Here is a 19,254-nt window from a genome sequence, read left to right on the forward strand (position 1 = left end):
TAAACATCTCGTGGTTACTTGGATCACCGACTCTGCTATGCTTACGCTACTTAAATAAAAACCAGAAAGTCGTATGTCAACGCGTTCAACACACAACACACCTATTACCGATATCGAGGCGATCACTCAGCAGGTCGAACAGTGGCTAAATGATGTGGTAATCGGGCTCAATCTCTGTCCTTTTGCCGCCAAACCACAGCGCAATAAGCAAATCAAAATCTTGGTAAGTGAAGCCGAACAAGAAGAAGCACTACTAGAAGATATTTTATTGCAGCTGATTGAACTCAGTAATACAGGACCAGAGAAGCTTGAAACGACGTTGGTTGTAGCCCCAAACATGTTGCAAGACTTTTGGGACTACAACATGTTCATTGATTGGATAGAAGGCTTGATAAAACAGCAAAACTGGGAAGGCACCTTCCAACTCGCGACCTTTCATCCTGATTACTGTTTTGGAGGGGCTGAACCCGAAGACGACGAGAACTTAACCAATCGCTCGCCATATCCAATTTTTCACTTGATCCGTGAAGAGAGTATGGAAAAAGTTCTCAAGCACTACCCTGACCCAGAGTCGATTCCCGATACCAATATCGCGCGCGTTTCAGCGCTGTCGGAAGAAGAACGTAAACACCTCTTCCCTTATCTGTTTCGCTAATTAGAGCATGCGCCTCCAAGAAGCAGATTTATCGTCAGTTAAAGCCTCATCTCTTGGGGTTCAAACTACGGTTTGGTATCATTGCCGCCTCAATCGATTCAATGGAAATTAGAATGCAACTGTCAAAGCTAACCCAAGAGATTTTTGATCACTTATACCGTGACATCACCGAATTCCGCAGCACGTTTGATCTACAAGTCGCAGACGCTGCTAGCCTAGATGCACAAGCAGACACGCTACACACATCTTTAGCGATCGAAGAGCTGACCGAGTTAGCTGAAGCAGACTGCAAAACTGAGCAAGCTGACGCAATTGTAGACAGCGTTTATGTCCTTATGGGCCGCCTAGTCCACCTTGGCCACTGCAAAGTAGAAGACAACCTAGCGATCAGCTACCTCATCGACCTGCTATTAAACGTGGCCGTAAACCGTGGTATCGAATTTATCCCGTGCTGGGACGAAGTACACTCAAGCAACATGAGTAAAGTGTGTCGTAACGAACAAGAATACGCTGAAACTGAGGCATTCTATGCTGAACAAGGCATCAAGCTGATGGCAGTACAAAAAGGTGAATACATCATCGCGAAATGCGCAGAAGACTTCGTATCTGAAGGTAAAACCGTTCGTAAAGGCAAAGTACTGAAATCCGTTTACTACCGTCCAGCCGACCTAAAACCGCTGACTCAATAAGCGTTCAATTAGGTATGCAAGATAAAAAAACGACCTCTCGTGGGTCGTTTTTTTATTGCCTACTTTGTATTAATGGGCGCTCGATTCACATCAACGCGAAATCTTAATCGAAGATCAAATATGGTCTGTCTTCGACCATGATTTTTTTGACTTGGGTTTTGAACACTTCCCCTAGCCCCTCCTCTGTTAATACCTCACTGGCATCACCAGAAGAATGAAGTACACCATTATTAAGTAATAGTACTTTATCGGCATGTTTTAATGTTCGATTGAGATCGTGATTGGCAACCAAAACACCAATACCCTGAGCCGCCATTGTATTTATCAAGTGATAAAGTAAACCTTCTTGTGCAATATCTAAGGGCGCGGCAGGTTCATCCAAGATCAAAAAGTGCGAATAAGGATTGATGCTTCGCCATACTTGCAAACACACCCCAGCCAACCGCACCCGTTGCCACTCACCGCCAGAGAGAGTTTGAATACTACGATGCAGTTTATTTTGTAATTGAACAAGCTCAACCACCATGTTCACCGCATCACGTACTTTACTGTCCGTTATGTTAGCACCACTTGGTAACGATAGCGCAAGGCATTGAAATACATCTACATTGAATACTGGTCGAGATTGCTGACACAAATAGCCGCGAATGTGCGCTTGTTCTGAAAGAGGTAAAGCAAGCAAGTCTTTATCACCAAGGATCACTTCCCCACTCATGCCATCCCTTTTGGTTAAGGTGCCAGAAATAGCGGACAGCAACGTACTTTTACCTGAACCATTTGGCCCGACAACGTGCACTATTTCGCCTAATTTGCATTCAAATGAAAGTGGCAATAGTCGGCGACCTACCGCAATGTGCTTAACGTGCATCATGACTCTTCACCAACATCCAGATGAAAATAGGCGCGCCGATAGACGTCGTCATTACACCCAACGGTAGTTCGGCGGAATCTAACAACAATCTCGCGCCGATATCTGCAAACACTAATAGAGCTGCACCAGACATCGCCGAGAGCGGCAGTAAATAACGATTTTCCGTGCCAAAAGCCAAACGTAACAAATGTGGAATGACCAACCCCACAAAGCTGATGATCCCACCTAAAGCCACAGCCCCACCGACCAAAACAGAAATAGCCAAAATCAATTTCCAGCGCATTTGATGCACATCAATACCAAGCTGAGTGGCATGGGTTTCTCCCAGCATGAGTTTATCGAGCGGTTTGCCTTTGCAACACAGCCAGATCAAAACTGGCAGCATCACTAAAGTAACGGTGTGTTGATACCAACTTGCACCGCCAATGCTTCCCATCAACCAGTACATCAATTGACGCAGACTGAGGTCGTCACTAAAGTAAAATGCCCAAGTAACAATTGCACTTGATAAAATACCTAATGCGACCCCGACCAAAAGCAATCGAGCGGTGGTGAGATGCATGGCCCGAGCAATGACCACCAAAAGAAACGTAAATACCATAGAGCCGGCAATCGCCGCCAACATAAAAATGATGGGTGTAGGCGAAACTGGTAATACAAACATGACCAGTACCATCGCCAAGCTCGCACCACCAGAGATACCAAGCACTCCAGGCTCAGCCAAGACATTGCCAAGCAATACCTGTAATGTAGCCCCAGAAACTGCCAATGCAGCACCGATGATCGCCGCTGAAACCAACCTTGGTAAGCGCAAATCGAATAATAGCTTCTGTTCGAATGCGGAGAGGGTGTGAAGAGGAGAAAGAAAAATCTCTCCAACCATTAAATGAATGGCAGAGAGCAATGCGAGCACCACTGACATAATCAAAAAATTGCGTTGCCAGCGTCGCTCCTTGTTTAGGATAAGTTGTTGAAAATCCATAATGACCGATAAATACGAACGAGGCCTAACCTTACAGTTAAGCCTCGGTAAATTGCAATTGTTTCGTGTCTTGGGGCTGAGTTAATCGTAAACCAACTCACCATCTTCAAAACGAGTTTTTACTTCACAAACCATTAAAGCCGCCCGTTCACCAATGCCAACATGGCGATTTGGAAATACAATCGCTTCGTTTTCATTCTTTGCCATCAGAGGTTTGTCACCATCGTGACCAAATACTTCACCGTGAACGAATGACGTAAAGTTTTCGACGTTATCATCAAACATGAAGTCGAAATCTTCATTCAAACGCACGATCGTACGACTCACGCGATATTTAATACACGGCTTCGGCAAATGTTCAGCTTGAGTTTCTGCAATCAAGTGACGCAAAGCCAAATCAAACGCGGTCAATTTATTTAGGGCATTGTTCCCAATGCGCGCCACACGACCAAGTTCCATTGTCAGCGCTTGTGCGCCAAAGTGCTCAGCACTGTACCAGCTAAATGTGCTCGACGGTGCGTTTGATAACAATACTGACTCAATATGTGCACTATCCAAGAAATCCATTAACGCTTTGCTACGTATTGGATGACGCGTCTTCGGACTTACCGCAAACGTATAATGCTTCGATTGACGAATGGCACAATGTAAGTCGAGATGCCAACGTGTTGTAGGATCGGTTCCCTGATAAAAGTCTCGGACTAACAGCTTAAGTATGTCGGCAATCACCAATTCTTTCGTCTGTTTGTGTTCTTTTTCATCGAATAGACGGTTGAGGTTTTCTTCAAGGCATCGAGTATGCGCCAGAGTCGACTCTGGGTGAGCGATAATGAATAAACAACGAGCATCAACCGTCTGGAAGCCAGATTCAATGTCTTTAATCATTGAATCTACCAGTTCCATCGGCGCTGTTTCATCCCCATGAACCCCACAAGAGATGATGATATTCTTCGTCTCCTGAGTATAATTCTCAGGGGTAACTTCTAGCACACCACGTTGATAGAGTTTAAGTTTTACTCCGTTAGATAACACCTGTTCCGCTGGCGCAACATCGAAATGAATATCTAACGTGTCAGTTAAAAACGATTGGCGAAAGAGAGACTTCGTCATGCGTTACTCCTTAATAGCACGGCGGGTATGTTAATAAATTGTACAAAGGATTTTTGTTGCTGCGATCCCACTTATGAGTAGAACTCACCATTTCCCTCGAAAATCCGATACCTTTTCGCGCCATGCACTCAAACCAAGCATTGAGGCGTTTACTTTTTAAACAATTACAAAGTGTTAGGGCTGTGAACTTTACCACAGCCCTGACTTAGATCATTATGATTTGATCAAATTTTATCGTTATCAGGCGTGTGAATTATGAATACACCAAAAACTAGTTACGTTGTGCGAGTAATAACTCAAATTCATCAACTTTTTCTCGCACTAATTCAACGCTTTGTTGCCAAAAGTCTGATTTAGTTAAATCCATCCCTAAATGCTTTGCAACCACCTCTTCTGCCACCATATTGCCAGTATCACGCAACAAATTAAGATAATCGGTGTAGAAATTGTCCCCCTTATTGTCTCGTTGCGCGTAGATCCCCTTACTGAATAAGAAACCAAATAGATATGGGTAGTTATAAAAACTCACCCCAGAGATTGAAAAGTGTAACTTGCTCGCCCAAAAGTATGGATCTGGTTCGCTCATAACCTCGCCATACCAGTCTCGCCACGTAGTAGACATAAGGTCGCAGAGTTCTTGCGCGGTCAACTCACCGCTTTGCCGACGCTGATAAAATGCTTTTTCAAATTCATAACGAACGGGAATATTAACCATCAAGGCGAACGCTGACGACAACTCCTCCCATAACATTTCCAACTTATCATCTACGCTTTCTGCCTTAGAAATAAGATGATCACGGACAATATTTTCTGCGAAAATTGACGCCGTTTCTGCCAACGTCATTGGATAATAAGTTTGGCAAAGCGGCAAATCACGAAGCACCCAGTTATGAAAAGCATGACCAAGTTCATGTGCAAGTGTCATCAAGTTAGAACGACTGCCACTCCAAGTCATGAATACTAACGGCGTACGCGTTGCTGGTAACTTAGTGCAATACGCTCCAAGACGTTTATTGGCATTCGGCGCAGCATCAATCCAACCGTTTTGAACCATTAACCGGACAAAATCAGACATCTCCGGATTCACGCTTTCAAACGCTTCGCAAATAACATCAATCGCTTCATCAAAATCGTAGAGCTTCGCTTTCCCTTGTAAAGCAGGCATAGCCGCAAGGTGGTTCCATGGTTTCATCTCATCCAAACCGTGCACTTGAGCCATCAAAAAACCCGCTTTCTGGCCGATATCACGGTTGTCTTTTGCGACCGTCATCATGGCATCTAGCGTTTCGGCTTGGATTCGACTGGCATGTAAGCTCGGCTCTAAAAAATGTATTTCACGCTTGGTAGAGCGTTTTTTATTTTCGGTTAGACGCCAACCGGCAAGGGCATTCAAAATCGCTGCAAATGACTCTTGGTGCGTTTGCATCGCACTTTGCACCCCTCGCCAAGCGGCTTCTTGGCGATCAAACTCACTCCCATAAAGAATGCTCGCTGCCTGAGAAAAACCAAGTTCTTCGCTCTTACCATCGGCATAATTTAACTGTACTTTTAATGAGCCAGTCAGGTTGTCGTACAACTTCCCCCACGCAGACTTACCATCTACGCTCATCGCTGCTAACAGTTTTTCTTCTGCGTTACTAAGGCGAGTATCCGCCAACTTTCTCAAATTCAAAATCGAGAAGGCTTGTCCGCTAATATCTGGATTTTTGTGGTCTAACACACGCAAAACAAATGCTTCATCTGCGTGAGTCAGCGTTAGCTCAAACGGACTGAATGCTTGAGAAAGCTCAGAGAAAATACGCGTCATGCGTCCGAGCAACGCTTTTGCTTCGGTATTCGTGGCATCAACAGATGCATAACAATTAGCAAAATTAGCAATTGTGCCGGCTAAACGACTGGCTGCTTCACTGGTTAAAATCGCGTTTTGCATGACTTCAACATTGTCACAATCGGTCGATTGCTTGTTAAGTAGGTCGATGCATTGTTCAACCAGAGCAATATCATGTTGAATACGTGGGTCGGCAAGGTCGTTATAGACAATAGATAAGTCCCAACTCGGTATGGTCATTTGTTATGTTCCTTTGATTTAATTGAGCCAGCTTCCCTTTTTCCTGTTGGTAGAAGGTTGAGAACCGACGACTTCCGTGACTGGAGGCGTTTTTCTTCCTTGATTGTTTTTACTTTTAAAGGCAACCGCTCCTAATATTAACTTTCTAAAAGAGGTACGCCAATCGAACGAACAGAGGCGTAAATCTGGTCATCGATGGTTATGGTTATGTGAGTAACGGACGCATTCTCTATCGCTAACGTCGAATACCATTTCGGATTGCGCCAATCCACGCCTAAAACTTGAGCCAAAATCATTCGAATTACGCCACCATGTGTGACAACTAATAAGTCATCATTGATATCGTTGATGATTTGAGACCAAGCACAGTTAACACGCTGAGAAAATGTACTCAGGCTCTCGGCATTCGGTAGCGTGTGCTGAGATGGTGATTGCCAGAAGGCCTCAAGCTTTTTCCAATGATCAGTAAGCATATCAAAAGGCACACCGTCAAAATCTCCAAATGCCATTTCCTGTAATTCGTCTTTCGCGATCATCGGTAATAGCTGCGGCTCTGCGATAAGGTCAGCCAGTTCCTTGCAGCGCGAAAGTGAGGAAGACACCACCCCGCCAACCACACGGCCACTGTCTTGCCATGCCTTAGTAATGCGATGTTGCTCGGCTAATTTCACTTTAAAATCAGTTTGCCCGTGTAATCCCGGTGCGGCATCGACTTTGCCATGACGCATAAGGTAAATATTGAACGATTTCATTTTCCATCTCTAAGGCTGTTGCCGTTTCAAGTTAAAAGCACTTTCAGCAAGATAAGTCGATTCACGTCTCGGCTTTTAAAACTAGTGGCAAGCCTGCCGCAACAAACGTCACTCGCTGACAAGCTCTTGCTAATCGTTGATTCATTCGTCCGGCGTTATCTACAAAGTGGCGGCTGACAGTCCCCATTGGCACGATACCCATGCCGACCTCATTGGAGACGAAGATCAAGTTAGCACTTGACCCCATCACGACTTGTTCCAGTTTTTTAATTTCGGCTTCTAGCTTTTCATTGCAACAAGCATCGCCTAGCTCAAAAATCCAGTTGTTGAGCCATAATGTAAGGCAATCTATTAGCACAACATCATCACTATTAAAACCTGCAAGCAACGCAGCAAGGTTATGCGGACACTCATGTTCTTGCCACCCAGCTCCTCGCTGATTTTGATGGTGTGCAATTCGCTCTCGCATTTCTTCATCAAAGGGCAACGCCGTTGCGACGTAATGTAAAGAGATTTGGGTCGTTCTAGACAACTGTCTTGCGGTTTGTTCTGCAAACGTCGATTTTCCGGAGCGAGCTCCGCCTAAGATAAGTTGCTTCATGGCAGGTAATAAAACGCAATAAGAGTAAGATAAATAAGCAGCTCTGCTAATTGCTGCGCCGCACCAAGGCAATCCCCGGTGAAGCCGCCAATTCGCTTGGTTAACCAACGTTTGAAAATGCAACGAAAGACAACGAGAACCAACGTCATAACAATGGCCTGCGAGGTGCCAAGTAAAAGCATTACAACGCCACCAGTCAACAACAAGATCGCCACTTCTAAAGGTGATTGCCTACTCGCCAGAGGTTTACTTTTAGAGGTATCGCTATCACTGACGTAAGGCATATCATAAATAAGCGTAGCGGCTAAAGCTCTGCTAGCAGTATAAGCCACCACAATGATCAATCCAAAGGATGACAAATGAGCAAGCTCATTCCAAAAGATAAACTTGGCCAATAGTGCCATGACTAATGTCGCCGCGCCATACGTACCAATCCGGCTGTCTTTCATAATAGAAAGACGACGTTCCACTGTCATACCACCACCAATACCATCAGCCATATCAGTCAGCCCATCTTCATGGAATGCACCGGTAAGCAACAAGCTAAACATCATCGTTAATACTACAGCGACCGATGGTGGGAAAATCAGTGTCCCGAATGAGAATATTAGGGCACAAAGCACGCCAAGTATCAGGCCAACCAAGGCAAAATAGCGCCCAGCTTGATTCATGCGCTCTTCACTGTACGGCAGATCTTGAGGTACGGGTAAGCGGCTAAAAAAACTGACGGCCAGTAGAAGCAACTCACCTTGGTAACGTAATGAGGATTGATTGTTTTTTTCAGTTGCTGACACTACACCATTACTCCTGCACTCTCAAAACTGGCCATTTTGTTGTAGAACTGGGCTGCTGCTTTTAATAACGGCAATGCGAGTGCCGCTCCGGTTCCCTCGCCTAGACGCAGTCCAAGATCGAGTAAGGGCTCCGCTTTTAGATACTCCAACACAAACTTGTGGCCATTCTCTTCAGAACAGTGAGCAAAAAGCAGGTAATGACGCACATCTTCATCTAACAAGGTGGCAATATAAGCCGCGACAGAAACGATAAACCCATCTACTAAAACTGGCGTTTTCAGTCGTTTAGCTTCAAGAAAAGCCCCAACCATTTGTACGATTTCAAACCCACCAACTTGCGCTAAAATCGCTTTTGTACTGAGCCCTCGACATCGATTAACACCTTGAGCCACCAATTTATACTTACGATTCAACTGCTGTTGGTTAATGCCCGTTCCTAGACCAATACAATGATTAACCTCTAACGGACTCAACGCTGATAACAACGCCGAAGCCGAACTGGTATTTCCAATTCCCATTTCTCCGAACATCAGTAGGTTTGAACCAGATAGGATCGTTTTCTCTGCGATTTTCGTCCCATACTCCAACCCCAATGCCACTTGCTCTTGCGACATTGCGGTCTGTTTGGCTAAGTTGCCCGTGCCATTGCCTAAGCGTCGCTCAATGAAGTTGGGGTGAGACTTAAATTCTGGGACAAGGACATTCATCGGCGTCAGCATGCCGCAATCTATCACTTTGAATTGAATGTCGTTGATGTCGCAGAAACAATTGATGGCCGCGCCACCGGTGAGAAAGTTGGCCACCATTTGCTGAGTCACTTCGCTTGACGCAATACTGATCCCTTCTTCGGCCACACCGTGGTCACCAGCGAACACCAACATACTAGGTTGATAAATTTCAATCTTTTCCACGGCTTTGTGTTTATCTTGGCTTTGAATAAGCGCGAGTTGTAACGCTACCTTTTCGAGTTGCCCCAGAGAACCAACGGGCTTGGTTTTATTGTCTATGCGTGCTTGTATTTCTGCAGCAAAAGCGTAATCCATTTTTAGTTCCTTTGATTTATTCAGGGTGTGCGCCTGTTTAATCTAGTTAACGAGTACGAGTCACGTTTTTATATCGTAATCTATACATAGATAGTCTTTTGAATAAGCAGATTATTGTATACTTTAGCGCGCACGAGAGGCAGTGCTAATCAACCTTCTCTTTGAGAAGCGCCGTTATTCTTGCAGAAGCACTCAACTTGAGAGCATTTGAGTATATGTAACCCTATGAAATCAGATACAATAGCTGGGTACGTGTTCCAGATAGGAGAATGGCATGGATAACCACAACACCTGCGTGATTGTTGCTGGCGCAACTGGCTTAGTAGGTTCAAAAGTAGTCGCTAATCTTATTACTCAATCAGGTGTTGGTCCTTTATATTGCCTTTCTCGGCGCCCTATCAACAATGTCCCCGATCCTGCAAACAAAATCGTCCCTATCATTGACGCCGATCTATCTATCCATCAATGGGATGAACAGCAATCCCCCCCTCAAATCGGATTTATTTGCTTAGGAACAACACTGAAGCAAGCGGGCAATAAAGAAAATCTACGTAATGTGGATGTAGATTTAGTGTGTAAAGTGGCGCAGCAAATGAAAACAATCGGCGTAAAACGCTTAGCTGTGGTATCAAGCCTTGGCGCAAACAGCCAATCCCCTTCCCATTATCTCGCTTGTAAAGGACAAACGGAGCAAAGAATCAAAGCGATGGGCTTTGAGGAAGTGGTCTTTGCTCGACCGGGACCGCTTGTTGGGCAACGTGAAATCCCTCGTACCGATGAGAAGCTAGTGCAAGGTATTTTTAAAGTCATTCGCCCACTCATGCTCGGTAAGTTGTCCAACTTTTTACCGATTGATGCAGAAGATGTCGCCAAAGCGATGATTTATCAAATTTTCAGTTATCAAGAAGATTCGGTGGTTTATTTGCAAAGGCAGGAGATACTCAACTTACTGCACACCTACGAATAGCCATGAGTATAATCTGTATGCTAAGTCCTATTTACTCATAATTCATCACTGCTGTTTATATGCATTTTTGATCTAACTAATACCTGTTTGTCATTTTCAAAGTTATATCCAGAGCGTTATCTTACGCGCCAATCAATAACTCCAAAGAACAAACAGTCGGTCTTTTCGGCGGACTAATAAGGTCAGATTATGAATTTTGCAGTGATAGCCTCTCTCGCAGTTTTTGTTGGCGTATTATTCTTTCTTTTTAACCAACAACAAAAACAACACTCTCTTTCTCGCCTCGTGTTAATTGGCCTTGTTACGGGGTCACTTTTTGGTCTCGCCTTACAATTGCTTCACGGTGAAGGTAGCGACGCCATTTCTCAAACGCTTGAGTGGGTTGGCATCGTTGGCAGTGGCTACGTGGGTCTGTTGAAGATGGTTATCATGCCACTGGTGTTGGTGTCGATGATCTCTGCCGTGGTTAAACTAGAAAAAGGCGGCTCGCTGGGTAAGATTTCTGGCCTGACAATCTCGGTTCTATTGATCACGACGGCGATTGCTGCGCTCATTGGTATTTTAGTTACCACAACATTTGGCTTGTCAGCCGAAGGCCTAACCGAAGGGGCTCGTGAAACAGCTCGAATCGCTGTGCTGGAAAGCCGTGCAGGTACCGTTAGCGACCTGACCATTCCTCAAATGTTAATCAGCTTTATTCCAACAAACCCATTTGCGGATTTAACTGGCGCTCGTTCTACGTCGATTATTGCCGTGGTTATTTTCGGTGTGCTAATGGGTATTGCCGCTCGCAAAGTCATGATGGAGAAAACAGAGTTGGAATCACCGATTCGTACTTTCGTTGAAGCAGCTCAGTCTATCGTGATGCGTTTGGTGAAGATGATCATGGCCTTAACGCCATATGGTATTGCCGCACTAATGGCTAAGGTTGTAGCAACTTCAAGCGCGGGTGATATCCTTAACTTGCTTGGCTTTATTGTTGCGTCTTATGTTGCGATTGCATTGATGTTTGTCGTCCATGGTTTGCTTGTCTCTTTTGTTGGTGTCAGCCCTACGGAATTCTTTAAGAAGATTTGGCCAGTATTGACCTTCGCTTTTACATCACGTAGCTCGGCGGCAACTATCCCACTCAATGTGGAAGCACAGATCACCAAGCTCAACGTACCACCAGCGATTGCTAATCTATCGGCATCATTTGGCGCCACTATCGGTCAAAATGGCTGTGCGGGTATCTACCCGGCTATGCTTGCGGTAATGGTCGCGCCGAGTATGGGCATAAACCCATTAGACTTACACTTTATCCTTTCCTTGATTGGCATGATTACTATCAGCTCATTCGGTATTGCTGGTGTTGGTGGTGGTGCAACCTTTGCTGCATTGATTGTTCTTCCTGCGATGGGTTTGCCGGTGACTATTGCAGCGCTGCTTATCTCTATCGAACCATTGATTGATATGGCTCGTACCGCACTTAACGTATCAGGCTCAATGACGGCTGGCACGATTGCTAGCCGAGTGTTGAAGTCACCTGAAAGCGAAACAGCATTGGAAGAAACACGAGCGTAAAGCTCAAACTACTTCCCAAGCAATAAAACGTAAAATATTAAGCCGATGGTTCGCCATCGGCTTAATATTTTCAAAAATTCACCTTGCATCTTTCGTTGCTAGTCAAAGCGTTGAATGGTCTAATACTGTTATCGGTTCCGTAAACGGTAAGCAGAATGCACCAAGATAATCAGCCAACTTTTTTCTTCTTTGACTACGAGACTTGGGGAACTAATCCCGCAAAAGACCGCCCAAGCCAGTTTGCTGGCGTTCGCACAGATGAAAACTTTAACATCATCGGTGAGCCGTTAGTCATGTACTGCCAGCCACCCGCTGATTATCTCCCATCCCCAGAAGCTGCGCTTATTACCGGTATTACTCCGCAAAAAACAATTCAGGAAGGCCTTCCTGAACCTGAGTTTATCGCTAAAATTCACGCTGAACTTGCTAAACCCAAAACAACCAGTTTAGGTTATAACAGCATTCGCTTTGATGACGAGGTTACTCGTTATACTTGTTATCGCAACTTCATTGACCCCTACGCTTGGAGTTGGCAAAACGGCAACTCACGCTGGGATTTACTCGATGTGTTACGAGCGTGCCATGCCCTTCGTCCAGAAGGCGTTGAATGGCCAGAAAATGAAGACGGTTTTACCAGCTTTAAATTAGAGCACTTGTCTTTCGCCAACGGTATCGAACACAGTAATGCGCACGATGCGATGGCAGACGTTATCGCGACTATCGAAATGGCGAAAAAAGTAAAAGCGGCTCAACCAAAGCTATTTGATTACTTCTTTTCTATGCGTCAGAAACGTAGGTTAAACGAGTTAGTCGATATCGTTAATATGACGCCACTGATGCACGTATCAGGCATGCTGGGTCGCGAATGCCAATACACCAGTTGGATTGTACCTGTCGCGTGGCACCCGACGAATAATAACGCCGTTATTACGATTGACTTAGCCAAAAATCCGCAACCAATTCTTGAGCTATCTGCCGAAGAGTTACACGAAAGGCTCTACACTAAACGTGAGGATCTGGGAGAGTTATTGCCTGTTCCAGTCAAATTGGTTCACCTGAACAAATGCCCTATTCTTGCGCCGGCAAAAACACTGACGTCTGAAAACGCAGAAAAGATTGGTATCGATCGTCAGCAATGCTTAGCCAACCTGGCACTACTTCGTCAGCATCCTGAAATTCGAGAAAAGCTGATTAATCTGTTTTCTATCGAACGTAAGTTTGAAAAGAGTGATGACGTTGATACTCAACTTTATAATGGGTTCTTTTCTCCTGCAGATCGCGCCGCAATGGATATCATTCGTGAAACAGACCCGAATAACCTAGCCGCGCTGGATATTGAATTCGACGATAAGCGCATAAAACCATTATTGTTCCGCTACCGTGCTCGTAACTTCCCTGGAAAGCTAGATGATCAAGAACAAAGGCGTTGGGCTTTGCACTGCCGAGAAGTATTTGAAAATCAAATCGAAGAATACATGCTGAATTTAGAGAACTTAGTTCACGAACATGAAAGTGACGAAAAGAAGCTTACGATATTAAAATCCGTATACCGTTATGTTGAGAACCTCGCTTCCTAACTTATCCTGATACAAGCGCACCTTCTGGTGTGCTTGTCGTTTATATGCTGCCGAAATGATTAAAGACCGATTCTTACAACTGATCCAACTGCTCATCTCCTTCTTCCTCATTATGGGAGCTCTTGGCATCGGTATTGCCATTCAAAAGTTCACTGGCGTTTCCGTACCAGGAAGTGTCATCGGTATGCTTATATTGTTTTTCTCCATGACGCTGGGGGTTGTCAAAGTCGATTGGGTAAAACCTGGGGCTACGCTGTTCATCCGCTATATGATCCTGTTGTTCGTCCCGATTAGCGTCGGCCTGATGCAGCACTTCGATATACTACTTGCCAACGCACTGCCGATTATTGCTAGCGCTGTTGGAGGCTCACTCATTGTCTTAGTAAGCCTAGCTTGGCTGCTCGATTACCTGCTAAAAGAGGAACACTAATATGTGGTTAATTGTCACTGTGGTAGTTTTTCTGGCGGCTCGTCAGATCGCTATCAAGCTTAATACCCCAATAGCAAACCCTTTGCTGATCAGTATCGCGGTATTAATTCCATTATTAACCTACCTAAATGTACCCTATGAAACCTATTATACAGATAACAAAGGGCTCAGCTTTTTACTTCAACCCGCGGTTGTTGCTCTGGCTTACCCATTGTATGAACAGCTTCCACAAATTAAAGCGAACTGGCGCATCATCACATTTGCTTGCATGGTAGGCAGCGTGATGTCGATGATGACGACAACGTTAATAGCCGTTGCTTTTAAAGCAGATATCAGTTTAATCGCAAGCTTGCTGGGGAAATCTGTGACCACACCGATTGCGATGGAAATCTCTAGCCACCTAGGAGGCGAAGCCGCAGTGGCTGCAATCTTAGTGCTTATTGTTGGCCTCCTAGGCGCGATTTTAGCATACCCAATTTATAACCTGATTGGCATTAAACACCCAATTGCACGAGGTTTAACGATGGGTACCGTATCTCATGCGTTGGGCACAGCCACTTGCGCAGAGAAACAACCAGTTGATGCTGCGTTTTCATCGTTAGCATTAGTTTTATGTGGCATCATCACTTCTCTTTTAGCTCCAAGTTTTTTTGCCTTAGCAGTCTGGTTTTATCAGTAGTTGGCCTGTCCTCCTCTATCAGGCCTCCGTCCTTAGCTCTTTAACGTTAATCAACACCACCTTCCTGCGCACGACCAAATAGCGATTCTCTAAGCACTTTAGAAATAGACCTAAATCAAGCATAACCGTGGTCATAGCACATTGATGCTACTTGGAATATGAATATACGCTAATATACTTGATAGTGAGACTGAGTTAACGCTTCACGAGAATGCAATCGAATACATGTGTGAGCTCACTCAAACTGTGTAACAGAAAACTCAATTACACTCACCAGTGTGACGTGTAGCACAGAACATTTCTCTCTTTTACATAGAATAACTATCCATGCAATAACAAGGATTCAACATGAAAAGTCGCATTGAACAGGCGCTAGCGAGCGCTCCAGAAGCACTTTCCAAACAACTGGCTCCTATCATTCAAGCGGATGATTTTGATGCTACGCTTTCAGAGCAACAGTTTGAACAGTTGCTTTCAGCTACTGACTTATCAGATAAAGAGCTTCGTGTTGCTCTGCTTCCTTTTGCCGCTGCGTTTTCCTACGCTACAATTTCCGAATTCTATGTAGGCGCAATCGTTCGTGGTTTATCGGGTCGTCTTTACTTTGGCGCAAATATGGAGTTTCTCGGCGTTCAACTCGGACAAACGGTTCATGCTGAGCAATGTGCTATTAGCCATGCTTGGATGAAAGGTGAACGTGGTATTAAAGACATCACGATTAACTACAGCCCATGTGGCCACTGTCGTCAGTTCATGAACGAACTGACGACTTCAGCAGAGCTCAAAATTCAACTTCCTGAGCGTGAAGAAAAATCTCTGCATAACTATCTTCCAGAAGCATTCGGTCCTGGTGATCTCGGCATAAACTTGCGTCTTATGGATGGTAATAAACACAACTTTACCTACGATGAAGAGGATGCTCTTGTTCAAAAAGCAGTAGATGCAATGAATATGAGTCACTCACCATACACTAACAATATGAGTGGTATTGCTCTTGAAATGGTAAGTGGTCGTGTTTTCCAGGGAGCTTATGCGGAGAATGCTGCGTTCAACCCTAGCCTGCCACCACTGCAGGTAGCTCTAATCCAAATTCTGATGGCGAGCGATACCTTCGATAATATTAAGTCGGCCGCTTTAGCAGAAAGCGCTAAGGGGAAAATCAGTCACTTAGCGGACACACAATCAACACTAGAAGCAATCAATCCTGATATTCCTTTAAGCTTTGCAAACGTGTAACCCCTGTCTCTCCTAGCTGCGCCCAATAACCCTGCATATTTTGCAGGGTTATTATTATCAAAACCACAACGCAAACGTTTGCTTCGTTAAAAAAAATCAGTATGATCCCCTGCAATTTCTATCTCATCACTTTATTTTGTAAGGGAACACTATGTTTGGTACTGCAACCAGCGCAAATGCTACTCGTGTATTGCTTCTGGGTTCTGGCGAACTTGGTAAAGAAGTCGCGATTGAATGCCAGAGACTTGGATTGGAGGTCATTGCTTGCGACCGTTATGCCGATGCTCCAGCAATGCAAGTCGCTCACCGAAGTTATGTGATTGATATGTTAGACGGTCAAGCCTTAGAAAAAATTATTGATCAAGAACAACCCACTTATGTTGTACCAGAGATCGAAGCTATCGCTACTGATAAATTGGTTGAACTTGAAAAAAAAGGTTTGAACGTGGTGCCAACGGCAAAAGCAACTCAGCTCACGATGAACCGCGAAGGTATCCGTCGTTTAGCCGCAGAAACGCTTAACTTGGCGACCTCCCCTTACCAATTTGCTGATAACTACGATGACTTCAAAAGTGCAGTCGAACACGTCGGTATCCCATGTGTGGTTAAGCCTGTCATGAGCTCATCAGGTAAGGGGCAGAGTGTTATTAAGACCGAAGACGGCATTCAAAAAGCGTGGGAACACGCACAAGAAGGCGGACGCACAGGTTATGGGCGTGTCATTATTGAAGGCTTTATCGATTTTGATTACGAAATCACTTTATTGACAGCCAGAGCTGTTGATGGTGTTCATTTCTGTGCTCCAATTGGCCATCGTCAGGAAGATGGTGACTACCGCGAATCATGGCAACCGCAAGCCATGTCAGAAAACGCAATAAAAGCAGCAGAATACACGGCAGAGAAAGTGGTAAACGCGCTCGGTGGCTACGGCCTCTTTGGTGTAGAGTTGTTTGTTAAAGGCGATAAGGTCATTTTCAATGAGATCTCTCCTCGCCCACACGATACAGGCATGGTCACGATGATTTCTCAGGAAATGTCAGAGTTTGCTCTCCACGTACGTGCATTTACCGGAATGCCGATTAATAAAATTGTGCAATATGGTCCATCAGCGTCCGCCGTAATACTTGGTCAAGGGACTTCAACAAGCATTCGCTTTAACAATCTAACCAAAGCCTTAGCTCAACCTCAAACGCAAGTTCGTCTATTCGGTAAGCCTGAGATTGATGGTCGCCGCCGCTTAGGTGTTGTTCTTACTCAACGTAAAACGACCGAAGAAGCCGTTCAAGATGCTATTGAGAGTGCGTCAAAAGTGAATGTCACTTATTAAACGCGCTCCACTCCTACAAAAAATAACGCAGCTTTAATTGCTGCGCTGTTTCGCTTTACAAACCGAGGAAATCCTATTCGCTCTCGATTAAGTACACCTCTTCAGAGAAGCGACTTAAGCCTTTTTTGGCGATTTTAGGATGGTTTTCATCAGCTTCATCTACGTTCAAACAGGTAACTTTGTAACCTGAAAATAACTGCTCAATCTCTTCGACTGGCACACTAAATGGAGGCCCCGCCATCTCTTCTTGAGGATAGTTGAGTGTAACAAGCAAAATACGACCGCCTGGATTCAAAAGTTGCTTGAGACGCTCTACATACTCCTCTCGCATATCTTGCGGTAAAGCCACCAACGCGGCTCTGTCATAAATGATATCGGCTTGAGATACTGGCGCTGTAAAAAAGTCCCCAGTATAAATAGAGAGCTCATCAAACTGATACAGCTCGTGCATACCATTAAGCGGAGTCACCATTGGCGTATAAAGGTGCTCAGCAAAAAAGGATCGAACAGCAATATGGCTTAGCTCGACACCCTCTACCGAATCGTGCTTCATTGCTAACCAAATCAAATCTTCTGATTTACCGCATAATGGAACCAATACTTTATCTTCACGCTTTGGATGAGTGTGCGGCCAATAGGCAGGTAGTAGTGGGTTTACATCTTCCAAGTGAAATCCGATTTGATTACTGGCCCATTTGTTGTGCCAAAACTCTTGGTCTCTCATTTTATTTTCTACTTATCGGCTAATTTTCATTTTGTGGCGTAAGACTAACGATTTTCTCAAATTTGTCTATGTCGTTCATCTTTAGTTAATAGAGCGATGATAAGATGTCATCGTTCCTTAGTAGAGGGTGTCTTTACCCTAAACAACAGAATAAAGAAAAGAGAAATGGTGATCTAATGCACGATTCCACTTTAAGGTTAAAGTTAAACCTTGGGATCTTTCACAAAGGCCCCACTAATGAGTTAGAACCTAATTTGCCAATCTTAGCGACCTTTATGTTCCCTATTTTCTAAGTGAATGCAAGTTAAGGAGAGTGAATGAGCTTATTTCTACGTACTACTGCATTGATGCTTTTGGTACTCAGCCGTGCGCCGGCGTTCGCCGCACTTCCTATTACCCCCCCACCGAGTGACGAACAAAATCGTTCAGCTAATCAAGACGAAGTTTGCGCGAAACTCTTTAAACACAGCCTCAGCGGTTTATATGGCATTCAAAATATCGACTCAACACCAACACAGCCATACTCTGATTTCGACATCCTCTACAGTAAAGCACACCAAGCACAATTCGAACTTGAAACTATTTGTAAAAGTACGGCACTTCTTAATGATGCTCAGCCGTACTTTGCGGGTGTGAAATCCAAACAACGTGCAGAAGCAAAAATAGCCCTAGAACTGGATGGAAAAGTGGAGCGTATTACCGATCTTGCTCGTGCAACCATTGTTGCGGAAGATGTGGCTAGTTTGGTCTCAATTTATGAAACCTTAGAGCGAGAAACAACCATAGTAAAAGTTAAAAATCGCTTTAAAAAACCGAGTCCTTCTGGTTATCGCGATTTAAATTTGTTGGTTCGCCTGCCTAAAACTAATTTGGTTGCAGAAGTTCAATTGCACTTAAAAGCAATAGCTAATGTGAAAAATGGTCCTGAGCATGACCTTTACGAGAAAGTTCAGAAACTTGAACGTCAAGCCATGATAGAGAAACGTGAACTCAGCGAATTAGAACTCGCTTCAATTAGAAACATGCGTACCCAATCTAAGAACTTATATCAACAAGCGTGGCAACCTTACTTAACCACTCACTTAGAGGCGGCATAATCGCTATTTAGCAATATTGCTTGATAGGCTAAGGCGTGGAAAATAACTGACCCTCCTAGCTTGTAAAGCATTTAGACGCATCCCAAAAA

Annotated in this window: 19 protein-coding genes; 10 read left to right on the forward strand and 9 right to left on the reverse strand. The window is 44.5% G+C overall.

The features are described 5' to 3' along the window. Positions 1 to 73 precede the first annotated feature (73 nt). Both AC3D28_RS04865 and AC3D28_RS04870 read left to right on the forward strand, forming a co-directional pair. Entirely contained in the window at positions 74 to 655 is a 582-nt protein-coding gene (locus tag AC3D28_RS04865; RefSeq protein WP_488535727.1) for a DUF1415 domain-containing protein, read from the forward strand. Positions 656 to 768: 113 nt separating this feature from the next. Beyond that, positions 769 to 1,344, forward strand: coding sequence for a nucleoside triphosphate pyrophosphohydrolase family protein (locus AC3D28_RS04870; RefSeq protein ID WP_098415480.1), 576 nt, complete (start codon positions 769 to 771; stop codon positions 1,342 to 1,344). A 103-nt stretch (positions 1,345 to 1,447) separates the two neighbouring features. Here AC3D28_RS04870 and btuD read toward each other — a convergent pair whose 3' ends face one another. The 8 genes from btuD to cobT form a co-directional block, all read right to left on the reverse strand. Continuing rightward, entirely contained in the window at positions 1,448 to 2,215 is a 768-nt protein-coding gene (gene btuD / locus AC3D28_RS04875) for a vitamin B12 ABC transporter ATP-binding protein BtuD (RefSeq protein ID WP_488535728.1), read from the reverse strand. Continuing rightward, on the reverse strand, positions 2,202 to 3,197 hold the full coding sequence (gene btuC / locus AC3D28_RS04880) for a vitamin B12 ABC transporter permease BtuC (protein WP_488535729.1): 996 nt from the start codon (positions 3,195 to 3,197) through the stop codon (positions 2,202 to 2,204). The genes btuD and btuC overlap by 14 nt, the downstream gene beginning before the upstream one ends. An 81-nt stretch (positions 3,198 to 3,278) precedes the next feature. Next, complete coding sequence (locus AC3D28_RS04885; RefSeq protein WP_488535730.1) at positions 3,279 to 4,307, reverse strand: succinylglutamate desuccinylase; 1,029 nt, start codon at positions 4,305 to 4,307, stop codon at positions 3,279 to 3,281. A 271-nt stretch (positions 4,308 to 4,578) separates the two neighbouring features. Continuing rightward, positions 4,579 to 6,375, reverse strand: coding sequence for a M3 family oligoendopeptidase (locus AC3D28_RS04890; protein ID WP_488535731.1), 1,797 nt, complete (start codon positions 6,373 to 6,375; stop codon positions 4,579 to 4,581). 137 nt (positions 6,376 to 6,512) lie between these two features. After that, a complete protein-coding gene (gene cobC, locus AC3D28_RS04895) occupies positions 6,513 to 7,127 on the reverse strand; it encodes an alpha-ribazole phosphatase family protein (protein ID WP_488535732.1) in 615 nt (204 codons plus the stop codon). A gap of 61 nt (positions 7,128 to 7,188) precedes the next feature. Next, a complete protein-coding gene (gene cobU / locus AC3D28_RS04900; protein WP_488535733.1) occupies positions 7,189 to 7,728 on the reverse strand; it encodes a bifunctional adenosylcobinamide kinase/adenosylcobinamide-phosphate guanylyltransferase in 540 nt (179 codons plus the stop codon). After that, positions 7,725 to 8,522, reverse strand: a complete 798-nt coding sequence (locus AC3D28_RS04905; RefSeq protein ID WP_098415473.1) for an adenosylcobinamide-GDP ribazoletransferase — start codon at positions 8,520 to 8,522, stop codon at positions 7,725 to 7,727. The genes cobU and AC3D28_RS04905 overlap by 4 nt, the downstream gene beginning before the upstream one ends. Continuing rightward, positions 8,522 to 9,565, reverse strand: a complete 1,044-nt coding sequence (gene cobT, locus AC3D28_RS04910; protein WP_488535734.1) for a nicotinate-nucleotide--dimethylbenzimidazole phosphoribosyltransferase — start codon at positions 9,563 to 9,565, stop codon at positions 8,522 to 8,524. The genes AC3D28_RS04905 and cobT overlap by 1 nt, the downstream gene beginning before the upstream one ends. Before the next feature lie 274 nt (positions 9,566 to 9,839). On the opposite strand from cobT, the gene AC3D28_RS04915 reads away from it, so the two are divergent. The 7 genes from AC3D28_RS04915 (at position 9,840) to purT (ending at position 17,344) form a co-directional block, all read left to right on the forward strand. Next, positions 9,840 to 10,532: an NAD(P)H-binding protein gene (locus AC3D28_RS04915; protein WP_488535735.1), complete on the forward strand. Its 693-nt coding sequence runs from the start codon at positions 9,840 to 9,842 to the stop codon at positions 10,530 to 10,532. Positions 10,533 to 10,721: 189 nt separating this feature from the next. Continuing rightward, positions 10,722 to 12,095 (forward strand): L-cystine transporter, encoded by a 1,374-nt coding sequence (locus tag AC3D28_RS04920; protein WP_488535736.1) that lies wholly within the window; start codon positions 10,722 to 10,724, stop codon positions 12,093 to 12,095. Between the two features lie 155 nt (positions 12,096 to 12,250). After that, complete coding sequence (gene sbcB, locus AC3D28_RS04925; protein WP_488535737.1) at positions 12,251 to 13,672, forward strand: exodeoxyribonuclease I; 1,422 nt, start codon at positions 12,251 to 12,253, stop codon at positions 13,670 to 13,672. A 55-nt stretch (positions 13,673 to 13,727) separates the two neighbouring features. After that, a complete protein-coding gene (locus AC3D28_RS04930) occupies positions 13,728 to 14,102 on the forward strand; it encodes a CidA/LrgA family protein (RefSeq protein ID WP_488535738.1) in 375 nt (124 codons plus the stop codon). Between the two features lies 1 nt (position 14,103). Then, positions 14,104 to 14,781, forward strand: coding sequence for a CidB/LrgB family autolysis modulator (locus AC3D28_RS04935; protein WP_488535739.1), 678 nt, complete (start codon positions 14,104 to 14,106; stop codon positions 14,779 to 14,781). Between the two features lie 348 nt (positions 14,782 to 15,129). Then, on the forward strand, positions 15,130 to 16,017 hold the full coding sequence (cdd, locus tag AC3D28_RS04940; RefSeq protein WP_488535740.1) for a cytidine deaminase: 888 nt from the start codon (positions 15,130 to 15,132) through the stop codon (positions 16,015 to 16,017). A 151-nt stretch (positions 16,018 to 16,168) separates the two neighbouring features. Beyond that, the gene (gene purT, locus AC3D28_RS04945) at positions 16,169 to 17,344 is read left to right on the forward strand and encodes a formate-dependent phosphoribosylglycinamide formyltransferase (RefSeq protein WP_488535741.1); all 1,176 of its coding nucleotides are present in this window, start codon (positions 16,169 to 16,171) and stop codon (positions 17,342 to 17,344) included. A 73-nt stretch (positions 17,345 to 17,417) separates the two neighbouring features. Here the strand turns inward: purT and AC3D28_RS04950 are convergent, their stop codons facing one another. After that, positions 17,418 to 18,068: a thiopurine S-methyltransferase gene (locus tag AC3D28_RS04950; protein ID WP_488535742.1), complete on the reverse strand. Its 651-nt coding sequence runs from the start codon at positions 18,066 to 18,068 to the stop codon at positions 17,418 to 17,420. Between the two features lie 317 nt (positions 18,069 to 18,385). Here AC3D28_RS04950 and AC3D28_RS04955 point away from each other — a divergent pair, with 317 nt between their 5' ends. Beyond that, positions 18,386 to 19,165 carry a nucleotidyltransferase family protein gene (locus tag AC3D28_RS04955; RefSeq protein WP_098415463.1) on the forward strand — a complete coding sequence of 260 codons (780 nt, stop codon included), beginning with the start codon at positions 18,386 to 18,388 and terminating at the stop codon, positions 19,163 to 19,165. Positions 19,166 to 19,254: the final 89 nt, after the last annotated feature.

Source organism: Vibrio sp. TAP-3B (genome assembly GCF_057784735.1).